Annotated in this window: 20 protein-coding genes; 9 read left to right on the plus strand and 11 right to left on the minus strand. The window is 57.8% G+C overall.

Annotation, left to right across the window (positions count from 1 at the left end; translation table 11 throughout):
• Positions 1–27 precede the first annotated feature (27 nt).
• Positions 28–984 (plus strand): ATP-binding cassette domain-containing protein, encoded by a 957-nt coding sequence (locus HHJ16_RS01720; RefSeq protein ID WP_293640152.1) that lies wholly within the window; start codon positions 28–30, stop codon positions 982–984.
• Positions 984–1,808, plus strand: coding sequence for an ABC transporter permease (locus tag HHJ16_RS01725; RefSeq protein WP_293640153.1), 825 nt, complete (start codon positions 984–986; stop codon positions 1,806–1,808). The genes HHJ16_RS01720 and HHJ16_RS01725 overlap by 1 nt, the downstream gene beginning before the upstream one ends.
• A gap of 92 nt (positions 1,809–1,900) precedes the next feature.
• Here HHJ16_RS01725 and HHJ16_RS01730 read toward each other — a convergent pair whose 3' ends face one another.
• The 4 genes from HHJ16_RS01730 to HHJ16_RS01745 form a co-directional block, all read right to left on the minus strand.
• Positions 1,901–2,476 (minus strand): YceI family protein, encoded by a 576-nt coding sequence (locus HHJ16_RS01730; protein WP_293640155.1) that lies wholly within the window; start codon positions 2,474–2,476, stop codon positions 1,901–1,903.
• Between the two features lie 31 nt (positions 2,477–2,507).
• Complete coding sequence (locus HHJ16_RS01735; protein WP_293640157.1) at positions 2,508–3,086, minus strand: YceI family protein; 579 nt, start codon at positions 3,084–3,086, stop codon at positions 2,508–2,510.
• Positions 3,087–3,125: 39 nt separating this feature from the next.
• Positions 3,126–3,686 (minus strand): cytochrome b, encoded by a 561-nt coding sequence (locus HHJ16_RS01740; RefSeq protein WP_293640158.1) that lies wholly within the window; start codon positions 3,684–3,686, stop codon positions 3,126–3,128.
• Between the two features lie 108 nt (positions 3,687–3,794).
• Positions 3,795–4,745 (minus strand): SAM-dependent methyltransferase, encoded by a 951-nt coding sequence (locus HHJ16_RS01745; protein WP_293640159.1) that lies wholly within the window; start codon positions 4,743–4,745, stop codon positions 3,795–3,797.
• 110 nt (positions 4,746–4,855) lie between these two features.
• Here HHJ16_RS01745 and HHJ16_RS01750 point away from each other — a divergent pair, with 110 nt between their 5' ends.
• The 3 genes from HHJ16_RS01750 (at position 4,856) to HHJ16_RS01760 (ending at position 7,098) form a co-directional block, all read left to right on the plus strand.
• Entirely contained in the window at positions 4,856–5,299 is a 444-nt protein-coding gene (locus HHJ16_RS01750; protein ID WP_293640160.1) for a MarR family transcriptional regulator, read from the plus strand.
• Between the two features lie 83 nt (positions 5,300–5,382).
• On the plus strand, positions 5,383–5,802 hold the full coding sequence (locus HHJ16_RS01755; RefSeq protein ID WP_293640162.1) for an organic hydroperoxide resistance protein: 420 nt from the start codon (positions 5,383–5,385) through the stop codon (positions 5,800–5,802).
• Between the two features lie 246 nt (positions 5,803–6,048).
• On the plus strand, positions 6,049–7,098 hold the full coding sequence (locus tag HHJ16_RS01760; RefSeq protein ID WP_293640164.1) for a serine/threonine protein kinase: 1,050 nt from the start codon (positions 6,049–6,051) through the stop codon (positions 7,096–7,098).
• A 104-nt stretch (positions 7,099–7,202) separates the two neighbouring features.
• On the opposite strand, the gene htpG is transcribed toward HHJ16_RS01760, so the two are convergent.
• Entirely contained in the window at positions 7,203–9,101 is a 1,899-nt protein-coding gene (gene htpG / locus HHJ16_RS01765; protein ID WP_293640166.1) for a molecular chaperone HtpG, read from the minus strand.
• Positions 9,102–9,368: 267 nt separating this feature from the next.
• Between htpG and HHJ16_RS01770 the strand changes: the two genes are divergently transcribed.
• The 4 genes from HHJ16_RS01770 to HHJ16_RS01785 all read left to right on the plus strand — a co-directional run bounded on the left by HHJ16_RS01770 (position 9,369) and on the right by HHJ16_RS01785 (position 13,648).
• Positions 9,369–9,833 carry a hypothetical protein gene (locus HHJ16_RS01770; protein ID WP_293640168.1) on the plus strand — a complete coding sequence of 155 codons (465 nt, stop codon included), beginning with the start codon at positions 9,369–9,371 and terminating at the stop codon, positions 9,831–9,833.
• A 91-nt stretch (positions 9,834–9,924) separates the two neighbouring features.
• Positions 9,925–10,368, plus strand: coding sequence for a spore coat protein U domain-containing protein (locus tag HHJ16_RS01775; protein ID WP_293640170.1), 444 nt, complete (start codon positions 9,925–9,927; stop codon positions 10,366–10,368).
• A 39-nt stretch (positions 10,369–10,407) separates the two neighbouring features.
• Positions 10,408–11,166 carry a fimbria/pilus periplasmic chaperone gene (locus tag HHJ16_RS01780; RefSeq protein ID WP_293640172.1) on the plus strand — a complete coding sequence of 253 codons (759 nt, stop codon included), beginning with the start codon at positions 10,408–10,410 and terminating at the stop codon, positions 11,164–11,166.
• 55 nt (positions 11,167–11,221) lie between these two features.
• A complete protein-coding gene (locus HHJ16_RS01785; protein ID WP_293640173.1) occupies positions 11,222–13,648 on the plus strand; it encodes a fimbria/pilus outer membrane usher protein in 2,427 nt (808 codons plus the stop codon).
• 25 nt (positions 13,649–13,673) lie between these two features.
• On the opposite strand, the gene HHJ16_RS01790 is transcribed toward HHJ16_RS01785, so the two are convergent.
• The 6 genes from HHJ16_RS01790 to kdpB all read right to left on the minus strand — a co-directional run bounded on the left by HHJ16_RS01790 (position 13,674) and on the right by kdpB (position 21,847).
• A complete protein-coding gene (locus tag HHJ16_RS01790) occupies positions 13,674–14,195 on the minus strand; it encodes a hypothetical protein (RefSeq protein ID WP_293640174.1) in 522 nt (173 codons plus the stop codon).
• Positions 14,196–14,731: 536 nt separating this feature from the next.
• The gene (locus tag HHJ16_RS01795) at positions 14,732–15,586 is read right to left on the minus strand and encodes a pseudouridine synthase (RefSeq protein WP_293640176.1); all 855 of its coding nucleotides are present in this window, start codon (positions 15,584–15,586) and stop codon (positions 14,732–14,734) included.
• 83 nt (positions 15,587–15,669) lie between these two features.
• A complete protein-coding gene (gene kdpE, locus HHJ16_RS01800; protein ID WP_293640177.1) occupies positions 15,670–16,374 on the minus strand; it encodes a two-component system response regulator KdpE in 705 nt (234 codons plus the stop codon).
• A 3-nt stretch (positions 16,375–16,377) separates the two neighbouring features.
• Positions 16,378–19,098, minus strand: a complete 2,721-nt coding sequence (locus HHJ16_RS01805; protein ID WP_293640178.1) for a DUF4118 domain-containing protein — start codon at positions 19,096–19,098, stop codon at positions 16,378–16,380.
• A 74-nt stretch (positions 19,099–19,172) separates the two neighbouring features.
• Complete coding sequence (kdpC, locus tag HHJ16_RS01810; RefSeq protein WP_293640180.1) at positions 19,173–19,745, minus strand: potassium-transporting ATPase subunit KdpC; 573 nt, start codon at positions 19,743–19,745, stop codon at positions 19,173–19,175.
• Between the two features lie 20 nt (positions 19,746–19,765).
• On the minus strand, positions 19,766–21,847 hold the full coding sequence (kdpB, locus tag HHJ16_RS01815; protein WP_293640182.1) for a potassium-transporting ATPase subunit KdpB: 2,082 nt from the start codon (positions 21,845–21,847) through the stop codon (positions 19,766–19,768).
• Positions 21,848–21,865 lie beyond the last annotated feature (18 nt).

The following is a 21,865-nucleotide window of genomic DNA, read 5'->3' on the forward strand; positions in this document are numbered from 1 at the left end:
CATACGTCCCCAAGGCACAATGCGTCGATGACTCCAGTCCCGCATTCGCCAATTTTTTCAGTTAAGTCCTTGAGCAAAAGCTATGGCGAGAACACCGTTGTACGGGACCTGTCCTTTGACATCGCGCCGGGCGAATGCCTGGGCGTGATCGGCCCGAATGGAGCGGGCAAGACCACCACCATTCGCATGTGCCTCGGGCTGACCGCACCGGACGCGGGACATATTTCCTATTTCCCGGCCGGCGCCGCAGCGTCGGCCCTGCACATGCCGAAAGACGCCCTGGCCATCAAGGAGCGACTGGGCATCGTCAGCCAGTTTGACAGTCTGGACCCTGATTTTTCATGCGCCGAAAACCTGCTGGTGTTCGGCCGCTACTTCGGCCTCAAGGACAGCGTGATCAGAGCCCGAATTCCAAAGTTGCTGGAATTTGCAGCGCTGACGCACAAGGCCGACGCCAAGCTCAGTGAATTATCTGGTGGCATGAAACGGCGCCTCAGCCTGGCGCGTTCGCTGATCAATGACCCCCAACTGCTGTTGCTCGACGAACCCACCACCGGCCTGGACCCGCAAGCCCGGCATTTAATGTGGGAGCGCCTGCAAAGGCTGGTGCAACAAGGTAAATCCATACTGCTCACCACCCATTTCATGGACGAAGCCGAACGCCTGTGCAACCGGCTGCTGGTACTGGACCACGGCAAAAAAATGACTGAAGGCGCGCCGCGCGACCTGATCGCGCAAAACCTGGAGCCGGATGTGGTGGAAGTCTATGGCGCGGGGGCCCTGCAGCTGGTGGACTCACCGCTGAAAACGCTGGCTGCGCGAACCGAAGTCAGTGGTGAAACCGTGTTTTTCTACACCCAGGATTCGAAGCGGCTGCTGTCCGCGCTCACAGACTACCCGCAACTGCGCACGCTGCATCGGCCGGCGAACCTGGAGGACCTGTTCCTCAAACTCACCGGGCGCCAGATCAGGGAGGATGCGTAATGGCCGCACTTCAAACGACGCTGGCGTCATGGCGCGAACTGTTCAGGACGCCCCAAATCAGCTGGCGCTGGCTACCCGTTTTTCGGCGCAACCTGCTGGTCTGGCGCAAGCTGGCCATACCCAGTCTGGTCGGCAACATTGCCGAGCCGCTGATCACGCTAGTGGCTTTTGGCTACGGTTTGGGCGCGCTGGTTGGACGGGTTCAGCTGGGCGGTACGGCGGTGCCCTACATCCTGTTTTTGGCCAGCGGCTCCATCTGCATGAGTGCCATGAACGCGGCGTCGTTTGAAGCGCTGTATTCGGCTTTCTCGCGCATGCAGGTGCAGCGCACGTGGGACGGCATCATGAATGCCCCGGTGCGGCTGGACGATGTGGTATTTGCCGAAATGCTGTGGGCCGCGTTCAAGTCCTTATTCACCACGACAGTGATCCTGATTGTCATGCTGGTCCTGGGCATCAGCCATAGCCCCATGCTGTTGTTGGCTTGGCCGTTACTCGTCCTGGTAGGCATCGTGTTTTCGAGCATTGCGTTAATCTTTAACGCATTGGCCAAAGGCTATGACTTTTTCACTTACTATTTCACGCTTTTCCTAACGCCCACCATGTTTTTAAGCGGCGTGTTTTTTCCGCGTGATCAGCTGCCACGCGTGATGCGGATAGTTTCAGACTGGTTCCCGCTGACCGCTGCGGTTGAGTTGATACGGCCGCTGTTTCTCGGGCGACTTCCAACGCAGGCACTACAAAATTTGGCGGTGCTGGTGGCCTATGCAGTGATCGGTTTCTGGGTTGCACTGGCACTCACGCGCAAGCGCTTTCGGTCTTGAGCGGATCTAGGAGCACCGAAAAAAATGCCCCGCCAGTCGTTGGACCGGCGGGACTTTTTATTGGCTGCGTGGAGTTGCGCGCCAGAAGCGGCTTATTGCTTCACAGCTTCCACTTGAATCACAAGGCGAACATTTTTAGGAAACCCCCAGTCGATGCCGTAATTCATGCCAAATGCCGAGCGGTCCACGGTGGTCTCGAAGTCGCCACCGCACACCTCGCGCTTGAGCATCGGACTGGCGTAGCAATTGAACTGATTGGCTTTTAGCGTCACCGGAAGCGTTTTACCCAACAAGGTCAAGTTACCAGAGACTTCGGAAACCTTGTCGCCGTTAAAGCTGAACTTGTCCGAGACAAATTTGATGGTCGGATACTTGGCGGCGTCGAACAGTTCCGCGCTCTGCAGATGCTTGTCGAACGCGGCGGTACCCGTATTGACCGACGTCGCATCGATGCTGATTTCGACCTTGCCGGACTTGGCTGCACGGTCAAGTTGTACCGAACCTTCCTTCTTGTCGAATCGCCCTCGGTTGGTCGTCGTGCCGAAATGGCCAATTTCAAAAGTCACAAATGTGTGGGACGGATCGAAGGCATAGGTCGCGGATTCTGCCTGTGCAGCGCCGGCCAACAAGGTTGCCACAGCGGCCAGGGTTAAAAGTGATTTACGCACAAGAGTTACTCCAAAATCAAGGTTAAAAAAATCAGTATTTGCCCACGCCGGTGAGCGCGAGCTTGAATTTGACTTGTACGTCGTCGGCCACCATCGAGGTATCGGCCCATTCGTTTTCGCCAATCTTGAAAGCCAGGCGCTTGATCGAAAAAGCACCCGTCGCGATCGTATTTGAACCACTTTGGGTGAGGCGTACCGGAATCAATATTTCGCGCACATTGCCCTTGATGTTCAGTTTGCCTGCAATTTCAAACAGGCCGCCACTCAAGCCTTTGACTGACGTCGACTGAAAGCTAGCTTGGGGAAACTTGGCGGCGTTGAACCAGATCGCTTTGGGCAATTCCGCATCGCTTTCCGGGGATCCCAGCGTCGCACTCGCGACGTCGATCGAAAATGCAATCTTGCTCAATTCAGGTTTGGCTGGATCGAACGCAATTTGCGCATCGAACTTTTTGAAGTGCCCCTCCACGCTCACGCCCATCTGTTTGCTTACGAAAGCAATCTCGCTTTGCGACGGCACCAGCTTTTGTTCCGCTTGCGCAGACAGAGAAACGAAGACGGTTGCGATTACAAGGCCCGCAACGCGGACGGCAGAAAGAAATGGGCGCATGAATAAATTCCTCAATCTGATTTGATAAGTAGTGTGATCTCACCGAAGACGAGGCAGCATGCGTTTAAGTAGCCCATCTCGATCTATCCAATGGTGTTTGAGCGCGGCAGCTACATGCAAGACAACCAGCCCGGCGAGCGCGAATGCAAAGTACCCGTGCCAGGGCTTTATTAAGGCAGCCAGGCCTTTGTCTGGCGCTACGAAGTCGGGAAGGGGCAGCACGCCAAACCACACCACAGAAAAACCGGCTGCCGAGGTGTAGACCCATCCGACCAGAGGAACCACAAAGAACAGCAGGTACAGCAAACCGTGCGTTGCATGATAGGTGCGCAATTGCCATCCGGGCATAGCCCGTATCACCGTCCGAGGCAAAGCCGGCGGGCGATGCGTAAACCGCCACAGCAAACGGATCAGAGACAGTGCAAGAATCGTGACGCCGGCCCACTTGTGCCAGTTATAGAGCTTCAGGCGCTGGGGCGAAAACGGGAGGTCTGCCATATAGAGGCCGACCCCGAACATCAACCCGAGCGAGAGCGCCAAGACCCAGTGCAAGGCAATGGAGAAGCCGTTATAACGAGCAGTGGTGGTGACTAGGATCATGGTTTTAAAAAAGTTTTACAAAGTATAAAAATTATTTACCACGCTTCGTTTCAGATTAATTGATCAGTCAATTCAATTTTTTTGAACGGTTAACCCTATAACTATGTTTCAGCACGACTTAACCGCGGTGGACCCCTGGGGCGCTACCGCAAAACGCGTCGTCAACTCGCCAAGCCCTAGTTCTTGAAGCACCGCCTGCAAGCGCACTTTGGCGGCCAGAGCTTTCCCCGGCTGAGGCGTCGCCGAGCGACTGGCCAATATGAGTTCGTTTTTCATGGAGTGCTCCCAGCCCACCAGCTCGGTGACCGTGACTTGGTAACCGCTGGCCTCCAGTTGAAGGCAGCGCAACACATTCGTAATCTGGCTGCCGAACTCGCGCGCGTGCAACGGGTGACGCCACAACTCGGCGAGCGGTGTTTTCACCAGCGCCAACGCTCGATTTCTTTTCAGTACCCCAGCCAGCTCGGCCTGGCAGCAGGGCACCAGAACCATGTGGCGCGCGCGTTTCTCCAGGCCAAAAGCAATGGCGTCGTCGGTGGCGGTGTCGCAGGCGTGCAAAGCGGTCACGATGTCCACGGTCTGCGGCAGGTCTGCAGAAAGCGTGGCCTGTTGCACCGAAAGGTTCAAAAAGGACATGCTCTCAAAACCGAGCCGGGCCGCCAGAATTCGGGACTTTTCCACCAGCTCAGCGCGCGTCTCGATACCGAAAATATGGCCGCTTGTTTTTTTGCCTGGATGAGCCACATTAAAAAACAGGTCATAAAGAATGAAACCCAGGTAGGACTTGCCAGCACCGTGGTCGGCCAACGTGAAGCCCGCCTCGCCGCCCGACACTTCTTCCAGCAGTGGCGCTATGAACTGGTAAAGGTGATAGACCTGCTTGAGCTTGCGCCGGGTGTCCTGATTGAGCTTGCCCTCACGCGTCAGGATGTGCAGCTCTTTCAGGAGCTCGATAGATTGCCCCGGGCGAATTTCTTCAATCACCGGTGACGTCGCCAGATTTTGGCCCGGCGTTGGCCGGGAACGTTTGCTGGCGGGTGGATTACTGTGGTTGCGCATGGCTCCAGTTTAGTGTTCCCCGCCAGGGTTTCCGCAAAACAAATGCAGGATCGCGCCATCCCTCGTTTAATTACGTAGCACGCAATTGAATTGCGCACTATAATTTAGCCATGCCTCATAAAACCGATCCCATGCTGCAACTGGACAATCAGCTCTGCTTTGCGCTGTATTCAGCGTCGCTGGCCATGACAAAGCTGTACAAACCACTCCTCGATGAAATAGGGCTAACCTACCCGCAGTATCTGGTGATGCTGGTACTGTGGGAACAAGACGGACTGATGGTGTCGGCACTTGGCGATCGGCTTTCCCTCGACTCCGGTACGCTCACCCCGTTGCTTAAACGCCTTGAATCAGCCGGCCTGATTTCACGCATCCGCGCCGTGGAAGACGAGCGCCGCGTCCACATCACGCTCACTGCTCCCGGTCGCAGCCTCAAGGCCAAGGCCTCAAAAATTCCTGGTTGCATCCTCAGCGCCACCCGGTTCTCTATTGCGGAACTGATGTCGCTGACCAGCCAGGTGCAGGCCTTACGACAGCGTCTGGTTGCGCCATGACTGCGCCCCGTCCAGCGCCGCACTGATTTTTTCAAATTTTCTTACCCCGTCTCAATTCCGAGGCATTTCTTAAAGGCAAGCTCATGACCACGAAACTCGACAAAGTGCTTTACACCGCCCACGCGCACACCACCGGCGGCCGTGATGGAAAATCCAAAACCGATGACGGCCGTCTGGACGTCACCCTGAGTTCGCCCGGCACGTCGGGCACTGGCACCAACCCGGAGCAGTTGTTTGCAGCAGGCTACTCGGCTTGTTTCCTGGGCGCCATGAAGGCAGTGGCAGGCATGAAAAAAGCGACCGTTCCTGAAGGAACCAGTATCGAAGCCAGTGTCGACCTGGGGAAAATCCCCGCCGGCTACGGTATTTCTGTCCGCATGGAAATAACGCTGCCCGGCATGGACCACGCGGCGGCTCAAGAGCTGGTGGATGCGGCTCACCAGGTCTGCCCGTATTCCAACGCTACCCGGGGCAATATCGACGTGACGCTCACGGTCAAGTAATCTGGCCGCTCGCTGACTAACTGAGGCTGCGCGCAAGCCAAACTCTCGGCTTGCCGCGCCAGGCAGACGCCTCAAACGTCCGCCTGGTCGAGTGCATTGCCCGAGAACGGAGCGGGCGCGGGCAGCCCGGCCACGCGTGAAATGGCAACGAAATGCCCCCCTGCGCCGGCCGTCAAGGCCATATTTGGGGAAGCCAGCGTCCATCCCTTCTACGCTGCGGGGTACCGTCTGGGCGGACAATCGGGTATGACTGAAATCAACAAGGCCGTTCCGGCTCGCAGCACCGTCCACGTCTATGAGAGCCTGACCCCCAACGTGGTGCTGGATGCACTCGCTAGCGTGGGCTTGGTGGGCGATGGCCGAATGATGGCGCTGTCCAGCTATGAAAACCGCGTTTATCAGATTCACCTGGAAAGCCCTGCAGGCAGCACTGATTCGGGTGGGGATGTGGTGGTCGCCAAGTTTTACCGGCCGGGGCGATGGAGTGATGTGCAAATTGTCGAAGAACATGAGTTTGCCGCTGAACTGATGGCGGCTGAAATTCCGGTGGTGGGCGCCCTGGTGCTGGGAGGTTCGACGCTGCATCATTTCGGCGGTTTCAGCTTCAGCGTCTCGCCGAGCCGTGGGGGGCGCCGACCCGAACTTGAGAATCTGGATGTACTGGAGTGGATTGGCCGCTTTTTGGCCCGCATCCACACGGTGGGAAGAGCCCGGCACTTCAGCCACCGCCCCGCGTTGAACCTGCAGACCTTTGGCATAGAGTCGCATGACATTTTGGTGGCGGGCGGCTACCTGCCCCTGGACATGGAATCGCGCTGGCGAAAAGCGTTTGAAGAAGCCATGCAGGTGGCGCAAACCATATTTGACAAGGTGGGCGATGTGCGGCACCTTCGCCTGCATGGGGACTGTCACCCCGGCAATATATTGTGGACTCCAGAGGGGTTGCCAATGGCTGGTCCGCATTTTGTGGATCTTGACGACGCCCGCAGTGGCCCGGCCGTGCAAGATGTTTGGATGCTGTTGTCGGGCGACCGCGCGCAGCGCACCCAGCAGCTGGGCGCACTGGTGGACGGTTACGACGAATTTGGTGAATTTGATCGGCGTGAATTAGCACTGATTGAACCCCTGCGCACGCTGCGGCTGGTTCACTACAGCGCCTGGCTGGCGCAACGCTGGCACGACCCTATTTTTCCCATCAATTTTCCGTGGTTTGGTTCCAGCGACTACTGGAAGGGTCAGGTTGACATGCTGGTAGAGCAGACCGAAGCCATGCAGGAAGCGCCGCTGGTGGCGTGATCCGGCGGTGAAAGCGACTGGTTCGCGGTCGGGCAGCCGGAAGCCGATTACGCCAATTTAAAACCCGCTGCGAATCGCCTTTTTTGAGGGCGATTCGCAGGCAATCAGACCAACAAAGCGTTGACCCGCTTCACATAAGCTGCGGGGTCTTCCGGTAAACCGCCTTCGGCCAGAAGGGCTTGGTCAAACAGGATATGGGCCAAGTCGTCAAAATTAGCGCTGTTGCCAGCGCTATCGAGGGCTTCCAGTTTTTTGACCAACGGGTGTTGCGGATTGATTTCCAGAATCGGCTTGACTTCGGGTAGCGGCTGGCCGGCTTGTTTGAGCATGCGGGCCAACTGCGTCGACATATCACCATCCTGGACCACCAGACAGGCGGGCGAGTCGACCAAGCGGGAGGTGGCGCGCACGTCCTGGGCTTTGTCCTTGAGCACCGCTTTGAGCTTGTCAAGCACCGGCTTGAACTGGGTTTGCGCCTCTTCTGCGGCCTTTTTCTCGTCTTCGTCCTGTAGCTTTCCCAAGTCCACCGCGCCCTTGGCCACCGACTGCAACGAGGTACCGTCAAACTCCTGCAAATAGTTAAGCGCCCATTCGTCGACACGGTCGGCCATGAGCAGCACTTCGATACCTTTTTTGCGGAATATTTCCAACTGCGGGCTGCTTTTGGCGGCGGCCAAAGTGTCGGCCGTAATGTAGTAAATCGCGTCCTGGCCTTCCTTCATCCGGGCCTTGTAGTCGGCGAAGCTCACAGTCTGCGTGTCCGTGGTGGAACTGGCAAATCGAAGCAGCTTGGCCAGGCGCTCGCGGTTGGCAGCATCTTCGCCCAGACCTTCCTTGAGCACGGCGCCGAATTCGGCGTAAAACGCCTTGAACTTGTCGGCGTCGTGAGCGGCCAAGTCTTCGATCATGGACAGTACGCGCTTGGTGCAGCCTTCCCGAATCGCTTTAACGGCGCGGCTTTCCTGCAATAGCTCGCGCGACACATTAAGCGGCAGGTCCGACGAATCCACCACGCCCTTCACAAACCGCAGGTAGTTCGGCATTAGCGCCTGGGCATCGTCCATGATGAAGACGCGCTTCACGTAGAGTTTCACACCAGAGGCCTTGTCCCGGTTGAACAAGTCCATAGGCGCTTTGGACGGAATAAACAACAGTTGGGTGTATTCCGTAGCGCCTTCCACGCGGTTGTGCGTGGTCGCCAACGGCGCTTCGTGGTCGTAGCTGATCTGCTTGTAAAACTCGTCGTAATGTTCTTGGGTGATTTCTTTTTTAGGACGCGTCCAGAGCGCCGCAGCCTGGTTGACGGTTTCCCACTCGCCCGTGACCACCATCTCGCCCGGCTGGTCGTTTTCGCCTTCTTTCCACTCTTCTTTAGGCATCAGGATCGGCAGCGAGATGTGGTCGGAATATTTGTTGATGATCCCCTTGAGCTTCCACGCATTCAGATAATCGCTGGCGTCATCTTTCAGGTGCAGGGTGACGCTGGTGCCACGCTCGGCGCGCTCAATTTCACTGACTTCAAATTCGCCGGTTCCGTCGCTGGCCCAGCGCACGCCCTGGGCTGCGGACAGGCCAGCACGTCGACTTTCCACCGTGATGCGGTCGGCCACGATAAAGCCTGAGTAGAAACCGACGCCGAACTGACCAATCAGCTGGGCATCATTTTTCTGGTCACCAGACAGCTTGGCCATGAAATCGCGTGTGCCACTCTTGGCGATCGTGCCAAGGTGCTCGATCGCTTCCTGCTGCGACAGGCCGATGCCGTTGTCTGTGATGGTCAGGGTACGAGCCGCCTTGTCAAAGCTCACGCGAACCTTGAGTTCCGGATCCGTTTCGTACACGGCGGCATCATTGAGCCCCTCAAAACGCAGCTTGTCGCAGGCATCCGACGCGTTGGAGATCAGTTCGCGCAAGAAGATTTCGGGGTTGGAGTAGAGCGAATGCGTGACCAGTTTCAATAACTGGGCAACTTCGGCCTGGAAAGAAAGTGTTTGTTTTTGCATAGTCAACTAGTTTAGATATGTATCTTCTCGGTAGCATTTTCAAGGAATAGAAATTATTATTAAAAAATAATGGTCAAGGTTACATGTGTAAGCAATACGGGTTGAACCGATATTTTGGTAAAAACCCAATATATTCAATCGCCTAGTGTGAATAAATTCTGAAAACTGTCTTTTTCCTGTTGTAAGAACTTGGATAAAAAGTCGTATTTGATTACAGTTCTCTCGCAGGCTAACTATTTCGATCGGCCTGCCAATAGGAAACTTTACATGAAAACTCATCGCACTCTCTTAAAAGCAATCGCAGCAGCCTTGCTGGTTTGTACCGCCAGTTTGGCATCAGCAAGCGATTCACAAACCCTTGCAACGTCTGCCACTATGTCCGGCATATGCAAGTTTTCCACCTCAAGCACACCGCTGGCATTCGGCACCATTGACCCTTCACTGCTTACAGACAAAGTAGCAACCGCCAATGTACTTTACAAGTGCACGAAAGGAACCGCTTCCGCAGGCGTCACTGTAGCCGGTGGAAATACCCGACTCATGACCGTTTCAACTACCGCTTTAGCGATGGCTTACACGCTGGGGTTAAGTGGCGACACCCAGACGGGTAAAGGCTTTGGCACCGGCCAGGACTTGACGTTGGTGGTCACCGGAACAATCACCGCGGCGCAATACCAGAACGTTACCGCTGGCGCGTATGCCGAAACCGTCACCCTCAACATCACACCCTGAAGCAAGCAGCCTGAATTCGTCCTGGCGGTTGCGTCTAAACGCCACAAGCGCCAGGACGACATGAATCCGGATCACTGAACTCAAGCAGACGATGCGTAAAAACGCTTTTCATCTCGCATCCTTTTTGGCGGTATCCGCACTGCTAGGGGCTGCATTTCCGGCCTATGCCAAAAACAAGAACTGTTCGTTTCAGGCCAGTGGACTCAGCATGAGTTTTGGTGCGCTGAATCCGAGCAGCGGCGTTGACGCCTTTGCACCAGTCACGGGGGTAACGGCGGCGGGAGATTGCGCGGGAGGTCAGACAATGACCATTTCCGGGGATAACGGGCTCAATTACACCGGTAGCCGTAATTTAAAAAATAGTGCGGGTGACCTTATTTCCTACGACCTGGTGGGCCTTCCCAACAGCCAGTCGGCCCCTGGAAAGGGTAACTACGTTGCTTTTGACTTTCACGGAACGATTCTGTGGAGCGCCTATGCGAACGCCTCTGCAGGCCTGTACTCAGATACCGTTATTATTTCGGTTACGCCCTGACTCCGACACGCCGTCTTGCGGGCGTTTCCTATTCCCATCATGCCTGTAGCGATTAGAAATTTTGCCTTTTTCGTATTAGCCTGCGCGTCGCTTTTCTCAGGGCACGCAACAGCGGGCGAGTTTTCTGTCAATCCGATACGCCTTGAGCTCGGTGCGGCTGTCAAAACCGGCGTGATTGGCGTCAGAAATGACGATAAGCAAAAGCTCAACTTTCAGCTTCAGGCCATGGAGTGGACGCAGGATGCGACAGGCAAGGACATTTATACAGACACGCAAGGTTTGGTATTTTTTCCGAAAATCCTGTCCATCGAGCCTGCTGAAGAGAGATTGATTCGGGTGGGTGCCAAGGCTTCCGCCGTGCCGACAGAAAAAACCTACCGTCTTTTTATAGAAGAACTTCCGGGTCTTCTCAAAACCCCCGAAGGAAATTCCGCCCAGATCAATGTGCTGATCCGCTTTGGCGCGCCGGTTTTCGTGGCGCCCCTCAAACCACAGGACAGCTTGGACATCGACCGCTTTACCGTTTCCAAAGGGGCCATCACCATTCAGGCAAAAAACACCGGCAACCGGCATCAGCTGGTGCGGGGAATTGAGCTCAAGGGCGCCGATGCGGGGGGCAATGAAGTTTACGCACTGACCCTGGCTGATCGCTATCTGCTGGCCGGAACGGTCAAAACCTACGCGACCACCCTTTCAGCCGCGCAATGCGCAAAAATCAGTAGTCTTGCGCTTGAATTCATGACGGACAAACTCAGCGAAAAGCGCAAGATCGATGTCACTCGCGCGATGTGTCTTTGACAGCGCCGGCCAATTGCCTTGCTGGCCAGAGCGCTTGCTACACGGGTGAAAGATTTTGCTGAAAATTACCGGGGCGTTGCTGTGCTGCCTGTGCCTGGCATCTGTGCGCGCGGGGGCAGCCGATGCCGGCAACCCTGCTGCGATAGCCGCCAAAGCAGAGATCATGGTGGTTCGCGTCACCATGAACCTCGAAGACAAGGGCGACCTGTTTGTCTGGCGTACGCCGGACCTGGATTACCTGGTAAAGCTGGAAGACCTTAAAGCGATAGGCCTAAAGGAGGCCGCTGGTGCGGTGGTGGTGCTCGAAGGCGAGCCGTATGTCTCGCTCAGATCCCTGCCGGGCATCCGGTTTGCGTTTGAAGAAAAAGGCCTGCGGCTCAATATCATGGCCGATCCAGACCTTTTGCCCAGCCAGGCGCTAAACCTGCGCAGTGACAACCGGATCCGAGGCGTGATCCCGCAAAACAGCAGTGTCTTTTTCAACTACGCCCTCACTGCCGCGCGGAATGACGTGCTGCCAGGCACCGGCAGCAGCTTTTCAGGCGAGGCCGGTTGGCGCATCGGGGACTACCTCGTCATGTCTAACGGAAATACAGTCCGCGATGCCAACGGACGAAGCAAATTCGTGCGCCTGATGACCAATGCCACCTACGATGACCGCGATAACCTGCGGCGCACGGTGGCCGGCGATTTTTTCACGCCCTCACGTCAATTCAGCAACGGCATCAACCTGGGCGGAATCAGTGTCTCCAAGCTATACGGCCTCAATCCATACCTGACCTCGTTTCCGATGCAAAGCATCAGCGGCAGCGTCGCCACGCCGACCGACCTGGACGTCTATCTGGACGGGCAGCGAATCCGTAGCGAAAAGCTCAGGCCCGGTGAATTCGAGTTGAAGGACCTGCTTGCCTACGGAGGAGCGCGTAATGTGCAGGTGGTGTTGCGCGATGCCTTTGGCCGCGTCCAGGAGATCAACTACTCTTTCTACTTTACCGATCAGCCCTTGCGTCAGGGCTTGCATGAATACAGCTACAACCTGGGGGCGCTTCGGCGCAATTTTGGCTTGGCCAGCAATCAGTACGGCCCGGCTGCATTCTCGGTGTTTCACCGTTACGGTTTCAACGACGCGGTAACCCTGGGACTTCGTGCGGAGGGAACAAAAGGGTTTTACAACACGGGCCCCTTGGCCACCGTGGTATTAGGCAGCGCAGGCGTACTCAACCTGGCGCTGGCGGCCAGCTCGCTGGATACGCTCAAGGGCGGCGCCAGTTCGGTCAACTACAACTATCAGGCCCAGCGCTGGAGCCTGGGGATGTCGCTGCGGCGCGACTGGGGCGACTACGCGTCACTGGGTGACCCGCCAACGCTTAGTAACCGCAAGTATGAGGGTAACATTTCGGCAAGCTATTACCTCAAACGCTACGGTTCGATTTCGGTCGGACATTCCGTATTTTCGGCGCGCACAGAGCAGCCGGCTCCAGCGCTGACACCGCTTCAGTCATTGAGCATACTAGGCGCCGGAGGGAGCCGCCGCGCGTCCACGCTGAGCTATGGGGTGTCGCTTATTTCGGGCCGGCTGTCGCTGCAGAGCAGTCTGAGCCATGTCACGGAAGGCACCAGCCGGAACGAAGTTTTCGTCGGCCTGATTTTTTATCCCGACAAGGATTATTCGGTGGCCAGCAACTATTTTGGCGACAAGGAAAGCCACACCACGTCTGATGAACTGGTAAAAACCCAGCCAGTCGGTGAAGGGCTGGGTTACGTTCTGTCAGCCAATCGCGCCACGGGCAATCTGGAAGCGGCGACCCAACTGGCGGCCAGCGTCCAATACAACGCGCCGCTCGCCATCGTTCGGGGAGAATTCGGACGGCGTCCCTTTAGCGGTCAATCGCATGACGACTACCGGGTTTCCGTGGCCGGTGGCGTGGCTTATGTCGACGGCGAACTGGCCTTGGGCCGCCCGGTGACGGAAAGCTTCGGGATTGTAAAAGTGGGCGAATTGCCGGGCGTGGGCGTTGCGGTGAATGGCCAGCCCATCGGAAAGACCAACGCACGAGGCAAACTGTTCGTACCGACCTTGACACCCTACTTCGACAATGACGTATCGATCGACCCGGAAACCGTTCCGATCGAATACGCCATTCCGGCAACGGTCAAGAAAATATCGCCTTCGCTGCGCAGCGGCGCAGTCATCAACTTTGGCGTGACCAAGATTCAAGCCTTCACAGGCAAACTGGAAATGCAACAAGCTGGAAACACCAAGCCAGTGGAGTTTCAGGAGTTCAGCATAACTGTCAAAGGCAAGCGGCTTACCCTGTTGACCGGGCGCGGGGGAGAGTTTTATGTCGAAAACCTGTTGCCGGGCACTTACTCGACAACGGTGCTGGCGGACGGCAAGCCGTGTGACTTTGAACTGGTGATTCCGCAGTCGGACGAGACTTTTGTTGAACTCGGTAAATCAGTCTGCCGCGTACGGCCATGAACACCGTGGTCGCCGGCGCAACCTTTCAAAGGGGCGTCACGGTATACCGCATTGGCCATGCATAAACGCCTTGCTGGGCCGAATCGGACAACTCAAAGCGAAAAACCATATCCAGCTTGGTTTTGCTCATGCCGCGTCCCCAGGCAGCCCGCATCACGCCACCGCCGGAAGGCCCAAGCTGAACATCGGTGCCAAGACCGCGGACCAGAATTTGCCGAATGAACTCGCCTTGGCTTTTAAACAGGAGCATGTAACCGGCCTGGGTGTTGCTTTGAACCGCCACCTGCGCAGGAACCGGTACGTCCACATACCCTAGCCGAATATCAGCGGCCGTCACGGTTACCGATGCGGGTTGCGAAAGCACCTTGAGACTGGCGTGCTTCATGACCGTTGCAGTGACCAGCAGTTTGGCTTCATGGGCGTCGGCCTTGACAGCCGCAGGAGCCAGCAGCAGAGCCAGGGAAAACAAAAAGCCGGTTGCGCCGATAAACCGGCCATTGCAGGCCCGTTGGGTAAAACTCTTTGAGGAAACTTTCAAAGCTGGCATGAAACAATCTCCTGAAACCTCATCAATTGCCGGCATGAATAAAATTGACTATTTCACGAATTCTGACTTAGTTTTTCATTTCATTCAATAGTTTTTCTACTTATGATTTTTAACCAGAATTTGATGCTTCTTATGAATCATCGGACAGCGAATTAACCTATTCCGCTAAATAACCGGAGCGGGCGCGTTCTGTTTACAAGTGTCCAGCTCAAGGTGACTGCCTGTGTCGCCCGGCAAGGCTTGCAGGTGTTCAGCCGGTTACGGCTTGCCCCGCCGCTTGAGTAGCCGCCGAGTGATCTCGGGACGGTGAAAAAACGCAAGGTGGTTCATGCCGGGCGCACTTTCGATGGCCCCTAAATGTCTGAAACAGGCAGTCAGGCAAACAGGAATAACGAGGCGGGACCTCGCCGGCAGCAGAACATGTGTTCCTGCGTGCCTTATGCGGGTTTTTGGGCAGTACGAAATTCGCTATTTATTTAATAGCTAACTACAGACGTGCTCATTGGAAAAGCGCTTATTTTGTTGGGAAAACCCGGTCAGAACTGCTCGTGCGGTGCCAGATAACGCCACTGGCCGATCGGCAGATGGCCCAGGTTGACACGGCCGATCCGCACCCGCTTGAGCCCGGTCACAAACAGCCCGACCTGCTCGCACATGCGGCGAATCTGGCGTTTTTTGCCTTCTCTGAGCACAAAGCGCAGTTGCTCGGGGTTTTGCCAGCCGACCTGAGCCGGCCGCAGCGGCTGCCCGTCCAGGCTCAGGCCATGGCACAGCAGGGCGAGCTTTTCAGGCGGGAAAGCGGCCTGCACATTGAGCGTTTCGGCGCCGTAGCTGACGCGCACCAGGTATTCCTTTTCCATCTCGGAGTCTTCGCCGATGAGTTGGCGAGCGATGCGCCCGTCTTGCGTCAACACCAGCAAGCCGATCGAATCGATGTCGAGCCGACCGGCTGGCGCCAAGCCGCGCAACTGCTCATGGCCCCAGCGCATACGGCTGTTGCATTCACGCCAGCGGTTTTGCGGCTGCACCAGTACCACCGCAGGCTCATGGCCGTCTTCTGCCTGACCGCTGACATAGCCAACCGGCTTGTTGATCAGGATGGTGACCTGCTGGCGCTGCTGCTGCTCGGCTTCACGCGCGACTTCAATCCGCGCATCGACGGCAACCGGCTGGCCCATCACCGCAGGCAGCCCGTTCACACGGACCCAGCCGCGCGCAATCCAGTCGTCAGCTTCGCGGCGCGAGCAAAGGCCGAGATCCGCCATGCGCTTATTCAGCCGTACTGTGACGGGAGCGGCCCCGGCGACGGGAGCCGCCGCAGCGGCTTTGGGAACGCGCACCGCAGCGGCGGCGCTCGCGGACGGTGATTTGGGTTTTGAAGAATCTTGCATTTGCTATTTATTTTATAGCTAGCTGCAGCTTATGAAAAAGGGCTACGCGCTTATTTGTGATTGACTGAAACTTAAACGGATTATCAGGATACCAGCAAGCGGTAACCGACGGCTGTTTCTGTCAGCAGGTGTTTGGGTTGCGCCGGGTCTGACTCCAGCTTCTGGCGCAAATGGCCCATATAAGTGCGCAGGTAATGACTCTGCTCAGCGTGTGCAGGCCCCCAGACATCGCGCAGTAACTGGCGGTGCGTCAGCACCCGGCCAGCATTGGTGATCAGCACCGTAAGCAAACGGTATTCAATCGGCGTCAGATGAACTTCGAGCCCATTGCGCCGCACCAGCCGCGCCTGTCGGTCCACAACCACCTCGCCAAAATTAAAGAGGGGCTCGTCGGGTGTGCCGTCAGGGTTGGCGCTGCGCGGCCTTCGCAGGTTAGCGCGTACGCGGGCCAGCAACTCGCCTACGCCAAAAGGCTTGGTCAGATAGTCGTCGGCGCCGGCGTCCAGTGCCGCAATTTTGTCGGCTTCGTCCGTGCGCGCCGACAGCACCACGATCGGCACGCTCGACCAGCTCCGCACATCCCGGATTAGGTCCAGCCCGTCACCGTCGGGCAAGCCCAAATCCAGCACCAGCAGATCGGGCTTGCGGGTTCCGGCCTCCGTCAGCCCACGCTGCGCGGTGTCTGCTTCATACACCTGCCAGCCTTCAGCCACCAGCGCGGTACGCACAAAGCGGCGGATCTGGGGTTCATCTTCAATGACAACGGCGACGGGCATGGGATAAGACATGGTTCAAGGCGTTTCGGGCGGTTCTTGCGGTGGCGATCGGCGTGGCAGTATGACCGTGAATTCTGCGCCACCTCCAATGGCGTTGCCTGCAGAGACCTGCCCCCGGTGCGCCTGCACCACCGCCTTGCAGATGGCCAGGCCCAAGCCAACACCCGGTGTGGCCGACTCGGTGGCACCGCGCGTGAACTTGTCAAACAGTTCCTGCTCGCGCCCCCTCAAAGCCGTGGGCAAGCCCGGCCCATGGTCGCGTACCGTCAACACCAAGGATTGATCGGTGACGTGCGCACTGACCTCAATCGGCGCATCGTCTGCGCCGCCGTACTTGGCGGCATTTTCCAGCAGGTTGACCAGCACCCGCTCCATCAGCACCGCATCAAATTCAACCAGCGGAAGATCGGCAGGCAACTCGGCTTTAACGATTTTTCCTGCAAGGGCGTAGTGGGCCTGGCGGATCGCCGAGCCGACAATTTCCTCGACCGACTGCCAGTCGCTTTTGAGGTTGACGGCGCCGCTTTGCAAACGCGCCATTTCCAACAGGTTGTTGACCAGTGCACTGAGCTGGCGTGCTTCGTCGCTAATGGCGCGCGCAGCTTGGGCCTGTTCCCCGCTCAAAGGCGGTTCGGTGCGCTGAAGGGACTCGGCCAAGCCGATCAGCGCTGTCAGCGGCGTACGGACATCATGCGAAATCGCTGCCAACAAAACATTGCGCAGATTTTCAGACTCCATCTGCACCACCGCCTGCTGCGCCACCTCGACGTAATGCACGCGCTCGAGTGCAATCGCGATTTGCCGGGCCAATGTATCGAGCTGCTGCAACTGCTCGGGAATCAGCAGCCAGCGCGGCTGGGTCGGCTTGAGCGCGAGCACGCCGCGCACCCGCATTGACGCCTTCAGCGGTACGTAGTGCCAGGCCTGCGCTGACAGCGTGGAAGTTGCCAAACCGGCGGCTTGCTCATTGCGAAACGCCCAGTCCGCCACGCTGGCATCGAAGTCGGGGGGTGTCGCCTTGGCGGACACGGCCAATTGGTCGCGTTCGTCGGTCGTCAAAACCAATGCCTGCCCGCCGAAGTTGCGCTGCACGGCGGCCTCGCCCAGCTCCATCACCTGCGAACTAAGAAGCGCTGCCGACAGTTCGCGCGACAGTTCGAAGAGCGATTGCGCACGACGTTCCCGGCTGGAAGAAATCCGCGCTTGAAAACGCAAGCCCGCCGTCAGTTGCCCCGTGAGCAAACCAACCGCCAGCATGACGCCGAAAGTCACCAGGTACTGCACATCGCTGACCGCAAACGACATCCGCGGTGGCACAAAGAAATAGTCAAACGCCGCCACATTCAGAAAAGCCGCCAACGCCGCGGGTCCGCGCCCAAGCTTCATCGCAACCAGTACGGTCCCCAACAAAAACAGCATCACGATATTGGCCAGATCCAAAAAGCTGCGCAACGGTAGCGACAGCACTGTGACGACCACGTTACCCACCACGGCGCCTGAATAGCGCGCAAAACTGCCACGCCATGCGGAAGCGTCTTCTTCCTCGACGCTAAGCTGAACCGCACGTCCGAGCCGTCGGGCACTTTCGACGTGGCCCACTTCCACAATGTCGAGCGTCGGCGCCAACCGGGCAAGCTGGCGCGTCATGGTCCGGCCGCTCCACAGCGCCGACCAGCCCGCCACTTGCGGTCGCCCCACGACCAAGGTCGCGCAATTGAGCTGCTGCGCCTGCGCCACCAGTTCAGCGGCGGCCTCGCTACCCGTCAACACCGCCGTGACGGCCCCCAACTGTTCGGCCAGCTTGATCACCGCCAAAATTCTGTCGCGTTGCGCCACATTGAGTCGCTGCAGGCCGGGTGTCTCCACATAGGCGGCATACCAGCGCACGTTGAGCTGACCCGCCAGACGAGCGGCGGTGCGCACGGTCTGCTCAGTGCCTTCGCGCGGACCGATGCAGGCCAGGATGGCGCCTTCGGTGTGCCACACCGGGGCGATGGACTTTTCCACCCGGTAACTGCGAACGTCATCTTCCACATGCTCGGCCGTGCGCCGCAGTGCAATCTCGCGCAAGGCGATCAGGTTGCCCTTGCGGAAAAAATTCTGCGCTGCGCGCTCGGCCTGCTGGGGCAAATAAACCTTGCCGGCTTTCAATCTTTTAATCAGCTCATCGGGCGTCACGTCGACCAGAATAATTTCATCGGCAGCATCAATAACGGTATCCGGCACAGTCTCGTGGATGCGAATCCCGGTGATGGCGCTGACCGTTCCGTTAAGGCTTTCCAGATGCTGGACATTAACCGCCGACCAGACATCAATGCCAGCCTCCAGTAGTTCTTGTACATCCTGCCAGCGCTTGGCATGGCGCGAACCCTCCACGTTGCTGTGCGCCAACTCGTCGACCAGCAATACCGTTGGTTTACGCCGCAGCGCCGCGTCCAAATCAAACTCCTTCAGAATACGGCCCCGGTAAGGAATTTCACGCAGCGGCAGCTGTTCGAGGCCGTCCAGAAGTTCTTCAGTCTCGCTCCGCCCATGGGTCTCCACGACACCGACCAGCACCTGACGCCCCGCCTTGCGCTCGCGCTGGGCCGCGCTGAGCATGGCGTAGGTTTTTCCAACCCCAGCGCTGGCACCAAAGTAAATGCACAACTTGCCGCGTGACGCCCGCTTCTCCTCGCCACGGAGCTGGTCGAGGAGCCGATCCGGGTCTGGGCGGAGGTCTGTAAAGCTAGGCATGTGAGGTCATTGGCATGCGTGATCGTACCTTTTCCAAATCCCGGATGCGACGGCCGGAGGAGGCTCCCAAGGCATTAACGGAGCGACTCCAGCGCCAGATTGAGACGAAGTACATTCACCCGCGACTCACCCAGTAACCCGGCCAGCGGCATTTCGGTTTGCTGGTCCACCAGCACCTGCACCTTGTCGGCGGCCAGACCGCGTGCTTTGGCCACCCGGGCGACCTGGTATTGCGCCGCCGCAGGGCTGATATCCGGGTCGAGACCGCTGGCGGACGCGGTAACCAAATCAACTGGCACCGGCGCGGTATTGCCGGGATCGGCCGCGCGCAAAGCCTCGATACGCCCCTTGACGGCATCGGTCAGCGCCGGGTTTAGGGGGCCTAGATTGGAACCATTAGACGCAGCGGCGTTGTAGGGCATTGGGCTCGTGGCTGAAAGTCGACCCCAAAAATGCTGAGGCTGGGTGAAGTTTTGGCCGATCAATGCCGATCCGATGGGTTTGTCACCACGCAAAATCAGACTTCCGCTTGCCTGCGCCGGAAAGAGTGACTGCGCTACGCTGGTTACGACCCAGGGATAGGCCAGGCCAGTCAATAGCGAGAGCATGACAAAAAGAACGAGGGCAGGACGAAGAATGGTTTTCATGGGAATTCCTTGTGCCTTGGTCAGGCAAGATGCAACGCAACCAGCAACAGGTCAATCGCCTTGATGCCGATGAAGGGCACGACCAGACCGCCGAGGCCGTAAATAAGTAGATTCCGACGGAGCAGCGCAGCAGCGCCCACCGCGCGGTACCTCACGCCCTTGAGTGCCAGCGGAATCAAAAACATGATGATCAATGCATTGAAAATTACCGCCGACAAAATGGCTGAGGAAGGACTGCCCAGGCGCATCACATTCAGCGCCGCCAGCTGGGGGTAGGTGGTCACAAAAATCGCCGGAATAATGGCGAAGTACTTGGCCACGTCGTTGGCAATCGAGAAAGTCGTTAGCGAGCCGCGCGTCATAAGAAGCGCCTTCCCGGTCTCGACGATTTCCAGCAGTTTGGTGGGGTTTGAATCAAGGTCCACCATATTTGCGGCCTCCTTGGCGGCTTGGGTGCCGCTGTTCATGGCCACCGCAACGTCGGCCTGCGCCAGGGCTGGGGCGTCGTTGGTACCATCCCCCGTCATGGCCACCAGACGCCCTTCGGACTGGTACTGGCGAATCAGCTTGAGCTTGTCTTCCGGCGTGGCTTCCGCCAGAAAATCGTCCACGCCGGCTTCAGCCGCAATGGCCGCTGCGGTGAGCTTGTTGTCGCCGGTAATCATGACGGTCTTGATGCCCATGCGGCGCAGTTCGCCGAAGCGTTCCTTGATGCCCGATTTGACAATGTCCTTAAGCTCCACCACCCCCAAAACAACCTGGCCATCGGCCACTGCCAGTGGCGTGCTGCCGCGGCGCGACACTTCATCGGACACCCGTATCACGTCGGCAGGTACGCTCCCGCCGAGCGCTTCCACATGTTTGCGAATCGCATCGACCGCACCTTTTCGGAGCTGGCGTGTGCTGCCATCGCCCTTTTGCACATCGATGCCGCTCATGCGGGTCTGCGCCGTGAACGGAACGTCCACATGGGACTCCATCACCGGCTCGGCAACCGCGAGCCGCTGCGCCAGGGTGACAATGCTGCGGCCCTCCGGCGTTTCATCGGACATGGAAGCCTGCATGGCGGAGGCCGCAAGCTGGGCTTGAGAGACCCCGGGTGCGGGAAAAAACTCGGAAGCCTGGCGATTGCCGTGAGTGATAGTGCCGGTCTTATCGAGCAACAGAACATCCACATCGCCCGCCGCTTCTACCGCGCGTCCCGAAGTCGCAATCACGTTCGCCTGCATCATGCGGCTCATGCCCGCCACACCGACGGCCGAGAGCAGGCCGCCTATGGTCGTCGGGATCAAACAAACCAGCAAGGCGATCAAGGCGGTAATACTTACCACCGTACCGGCTTTGACCGCTTCCACGCTAAAGATGGAGTAAGGCAACAGTGTGACGGTGACGATGAGAAACACAATTGTCAGTGCCACCAGCAAGATAGTCAGGGCGACTTCATTCGGTGTTTTCTGGCGTTTGGCGCCTTCCACCATGCTGATCATGCGGTCCAAGAAGGACTCGCCCGGGTTGACCGAAATACGCACGACGAGCCAGTCGGACAGCACGCGTGTGCCGCCAGTCACCGCGGAGAAGTCACCGCCAGACTCACGCACCACAGGCGCCGATTCGCCGGTGATGGCGCTTTCGTCGACCGACGCGACACCTTCGATGACGTCACCATCCAGCGGAATCATGTCGCCCATCTCAACCAGCACCACATCTGCCTTGCGCAAATTCTCCGCCTGCTCCGGCAACCAAGTCGACCCGTAGTGGGGTTGCTGCAGCTTTTTAGCCATGGTGCTCCTTTTCAAGCCGCGCAGCGAGGCCGCCTGTGCCTTGCTACGACCCTCGGCCAACGCTTCAGCAAAATTGGCAAACAGCACGGTGAACCAAAGCCATACGGCCACCGCGAATATAAAACCGGTCGGCGCTTCTCCCCTCCCCTGTAGCGCCTGCAGACCCAGCAGCGTCGTCAGGATGCTGCCGATGTAAACAACAAACATGACCGGGTTGCGCCATTGCACACGCGGGCTCAGTTTGGCAAATGATGCAGCGATGGCCGGCTTCAGCAGCGCTGGATCCAGCAGCACCAAAGACTTTCGGGTGGCGGTATTCATAGTAGTCACTGGTTTATC

This window comes from Polaromonas sp. (genome assembly GCF_012927485.1).
GTDB lineage: Bacteria > Pseudomonadota > Gammaproteobacteria > Burkholderiales > Burkholderiaceae_C > Polaromonas.

Coding starts and splice junctions, on each gene's coding strand:
- HHJ16_RS01720 (WP_293640152.1), top strand. CDS start 28: ATGACTCCAGTCCCGCATTCGCCAATTTTTTCAGTTAAGTCCTTGAGC.
- HHJ16_RS01725 (WP_293640153.1), top strand. CDS start 984: ATGGCCGCACTTCAAACGACGCTGGCGTCATGGCGCGAACTGTTCAGG.
- HHJ16_RS01735 (WP_293640157.1), bottom strand. CDS start 3,086: ATGCGCCCATTTCTTTCTGCCGTCCGCGTTGCGGGCCTTGTAATCGCA.
- HHJ16_RS01740 (WP_293640158.1), bottom strand. CDS start 3,686: ATGATCCTAGTCACCACCACTGCTCGTTATAACGGCTTCTCCATTGCC.
- HHJ16_RS01745 (WP_293640159.1), bottom strand. CDS start 4,745: ATGCGCAACCACAGTAATCCACCCGCCAGCAAACGTTCCCGGCCAACG.
- HHJ16_RS01750 (WP_293640160.1), top strand. CDS start 4,856: ATGCCTCATAAAACCGATCCCATGCTGCAACTGGACAATCAGCTCTGC.
- HHJ16_RS01755 (WP_293640162.1), top strand. CDS start 5,383: ATGACCACGAAACTCGACAAAGTGCTTTACACCGCCCACGCGCACACC.
- HHJ16_RS01760 (WP_293640164.1), top strand. CDS start 6,049: ATGACTGAAATCAACAAGGCCGTTCCGGCTCGCAGCACCGTCCACGTC.
- htpG (WP_293640166.1), bottom strand. CDS start 9,101: ATGCAAAAACAAACACTTTCTTTCCAGGCCGAAGTTGCCCAGTTATTG.
- HHJ16_RS01770 (WP_293640168.1), top strand. CDS start 9,369: ATGAAAACTCATCGCACTCTCTTAAAAGCAATCGCAGCAGCCTTGCTG.
- HHJ16_RS01775 (WP_293640170.1), top strand. CDS start 9,925: ATGCGTAAAAACGCTTTTCATCTCGCATCCTTTTTGGCGGTATCCGCA.
- HHJ16_RS01780 (WP_293640172.1), top strand. CDS start 10,408: ATGCCTGTAGCGATTAGAAATTTTGCCTTTTTCGTATTAGCCTGCGCG.
- HHJ16_RS01790 (WP_293640174.1), bottom strand. CDS start 14,195: ATGCCAGCTTTGAAAGTTTCCTCAAAGAGTTTTACCCAACGGGCCTGC.
- HHJ16_RS01795 (WP_293640176.1), bottom strand. CDS start 15,586: ATGCAAGATTCTTCAAAACCCAAATCACCGTCCGCGAGCGCCGCCGCT.
- kdpE (WP_293640177.1), bottom strand. CDS start 16,374: ATGTCTTATCCCATGCCCGTCGCCGTTGTCATTGAAGATGAACCCCAG.
- HHJ16_RS01805 (WP_293640178.1), bottom strand. CDS start 19,098: ATGCCTAGCTTTACAGACCTCCGCCCAGACCCGGATCGGCTCCTCGAC.
- kdpC (WP_293640180.1), bottom strand. CDS start 19,745: ATGAAAACCATTCTTCGTCCTGCCCTCGTTCTTTTTGTCATGCTCTCG.
- kdpB (WP_293640182.1), bottom strand. CDS start 21,847: ATGAATACCGCCACCCGAAAGTCTTTGGTGCTGCTGGATCCAGCGCTG.